We start from the raw sequence: 2527 nt of genomic DNA, 5'->3' as shown, positions 1-2527 counted from the left end.
CGCTTACACATTCTTTGCAAACGATAAAAAGGTTCGAAACGTTTACCTACTACTATCACAATTAAATTAGTATATTTCAAATAATCTTTAGGTTGAATTAAATTCACTAAAAAACCATCTGGAATTTTTAAATAAGATTTTTGCAACGCAATATCTATAATTTTTTCGCTTTTACGTCCTAAAATAGCGATTTTTAAATTAAATTCAACTGCTAAATCAATAACTAATTGAATTTTAATCAAACCTGCAATTAAACAAGCAAATAAAAAAAGAGTTTTCGATGCTTGAAAAATAACTGCTTAAATAATATTCTAAAATATCTTCTTTATTTTGTTTATTCATACTAAAAGAACCTTGTGAAGCAGCAATAAAAGCTAATACTTTGTTTTTATGCGTCAATTTCACTAAATCATTAAAATTTGTTTGAAAGTTTTTATTTTTTGGTTGTAAAAAATGCATTTCTCCCATGTAAACAATAGAACCTTGCGATGTTTCAAAAACAACACCAAAAGTTTCTGGTAAAAAATGTGCTAGTCCAAAAAAAGAAACTTTTGTATCTTCAAATTCTATACAAGAATGTTCTTGAATAGATTTGAAAGTTACTTCTTTAATATTAATCTCAGTATCATGTTGTTGTAAAGTTGTCTTTAATACTTCGATTGCAAAATTCGAACTATAAATAGGAACTTTTAAATAATTTACTAAATAAGGCAAAGCACCTGAATGCGTAGCCAATGAACAAGTAATAAAAATACCTTTGATTTTATGTTTAATTTGTTCTAATCTTGTATATTCAGGAATAATAGAATCTATACCATGAATTTCACTACTAGGATATTTTAATCCCGCATCTAAAACAAAATAAGAAGATTTAATTTTAAGCAAATAAAAATTTTTGCCTTTTTCTCCTAATCCTCCTAAAGCGGAAAAATTGACTTCTTGCATTTAATATTTTAAACTCCTTAAAAAAATTTTTAAAAAATCATTTAAAATAAAAGATAGTTTATTTAATTTTCTTTTTTTATCACAATTTAAATCATTGAGGCAAAAAAAGAAAATTAAAAAATTAATTAAAGAAAGTATAATTTCCTAAATATATGAAATACCTTTTAAAAACACACAATAAATCATCTTATAATCTTCAAATGAAAAAAAATACAATCAAAAGTAATTTAGGTTCATCTTTAGAAAAAGATATTAACGCTAGTAATCTTGCATATCAACATCAACAAAAAGCTTTAATTTTTAAAAACGCAGTCCCTATTCAAATAGTAAAAGTAGAATATCCCAAAAGACAAAAAGCAAAAATAGTTGAAGCTTATTTCCGTTTAAATTCTTTGCCTGATTATCATGGGATTTATCGTCAACGTTATTTATCTTTTGATGTGAAAGAAATTAATAATATCAACTATTTTCCTCTTCGAAATATCTCGCCTCATCAAATAACTTATTTAAAACAAATAAAAAATTTTGGAGGAATAAGTTTTTTTATTATTCATTTTAAAAAACACAATGAATATTTTTATTTATCAATTGATGATTTAAACATTTATTATCAGGAATATCCCAAGAAAAAAAGCATTCCTTATTCTTTTATGAAAAAACATTTTTGGAATATTACTTATGGATATTATCCGCGTTTAGATTATTTAAAAATTGTCGATAAATTTATTTAAAAATCAAAACATAAATGATATAAATGTTACATCAATTATTTTTAGTTTATTTTTTATTAGTAGAAATACCATTATAAATTGTCATGTCAAAAAATTTAATATTTTCTTTTAAAACAGGGTTAAGAAAATACAAAATAATACCTAAAGTAATATTTGTAATCATAATACTAGCAAAATAATATACAAAAATAATTTGAGCAACACCTTGAATTGGTGTTAGTAACAATTCTATGAAAACATTATGTGATAACGATTCAAAAGATATGGATGATTCCTTTTGAAAATAATTAATCATCATAGTAAACAAAAAATAAGACAAAATTTGTATTAAACTAATAAATATTAAGCTTTTAACAATTGTTTGATGATTCATTAAATGTTTTTTTGAATGACAATAGAAAAAACCAGAAATAGAATAAGCAAGATAAGGAACAACAAAAACAAAAAATATTAACCCTAACCGTAACCACCAATGATGTACTATATTAACACCTAATATTTCAAAATGATGCTCCATAATAGCAAATTCTAATATAGAATGAATCAAAATATATAATAAATTAAAAAAAAAACTAAATTTAAAACCAAAAAGAAAACCTATTAAAATTATAGGTAATAATTCTAACTTTAACAAAGCTTCATTACAATGTGATTGAAAAATTGTTTTATTAATAACAATTTCAATAATAAAAGAAATTGCTAGAAAAAAAGAAATAATAATTATTTTTCTTAATAAAAACTGTTTCATTTATTATTTTACTTTTTTTACCTTTCCTACTATTATACACTTTTTTTATATTTATTTTATGAGATTTTTAATTAAAATTTTTTTGACCATAAATAAAAAATTA

The 2527-nt window shown here is 22.1% G+C and carries 3 protein-coding genes and 1 pseudogene; 1 reads left to right on the top strand and 3 read right to left on the bottom strand.

All coding sequences use genetic code 11. From position 1 onward, the window contains the following. A pseudogene (locus AlmWB_RS01110) lies at window positions 1-242 on the bottom strand (ribonuclease J); the annotation flags it as partial. Beyond that, a complete protein-coding gene (locus tag AlmWB_RS01105) occupies window positions 235-945 on the bottom strand; it encodes a ribonuclease J (protein ID WP_050337261.1) in 711 nt (236 codons plus the stop codon). The pseudogene AlmWB_RS01110 and the gene AlmWB_RS01105, both read right to left, overlap by 8 nt. Before the next feature lie 152 nt (window positions 946-1097). On the opposite strand from AlmWB_RS01105, the gene recU reads away from it, so the two are divergent. Further along, the gene (recU, locus tag AlmWB_RS01100) at window positions 1098-1676 is read left to right on the top strand and encodes a Holliday junction resolvase RecU (RefSeq protein WP_050337259.1); all 579 of its coding nucleotides are present in this window, start codon (window positions 1098-1100) and stop codon (window positions 1674-1676) included. 46 nt (window positions 1677-1722) lie between these two features. Here the strand turns inward: recU and AlmWB_RS01095 are convergent, their stop codons facing one another. Further along, window positions 1723-2424, bottom strand: coding sequence for a hypothetical protein (locus tag AlmWB_RS01095; protein ID WP_050337257.1), 702 nt, complete (start codon window positions 2422-2424; stop codon window positions 1723-1725). Window positions 2425-2527: the final 103 nt, after the last annotated feature.

Origin of the sequence: Candidatus Phytoplasma phoenicium, from assembly GCF_001189415.1 — a bacterium.
Taxonomy (GTDB): domain Bacteria; phylum Bacillota_I; class Bacilli_A; order Acholeplasmatales; family Acholeplasmataceae; genus Phytoplasma; species Phytoplasma phoenicium.
Note: the sequence above shows the minus strand (reverse complement) of the source record. Positions and strands in the feature narration are given on the sequence as shown.

Bases quoted from the DNA above. Each gene is read 5' to 3' on its own strand.
- recU (WP_050337259.1), top strand. From the start codon at position 1,098: ATGAAATACCTTTTAAAAACACACAATAAATCATCTTATAATCTTCAA.
- AlmWB_RS01105 (WP_050337261.1), bottom strand. From the start codon at position 945: ATGCAAGAAGTCAATTTTTCCGCTTTAGGAGGATTAGGAGAAAAAGGC.
- AlmWB_RS01095 (WP_050337257.1), bottom strand. From the start codon at position 2,424: ATGAAACAGTTTTTATTAAGAAAAATAATTATTATTTCTTTTTTTCTA.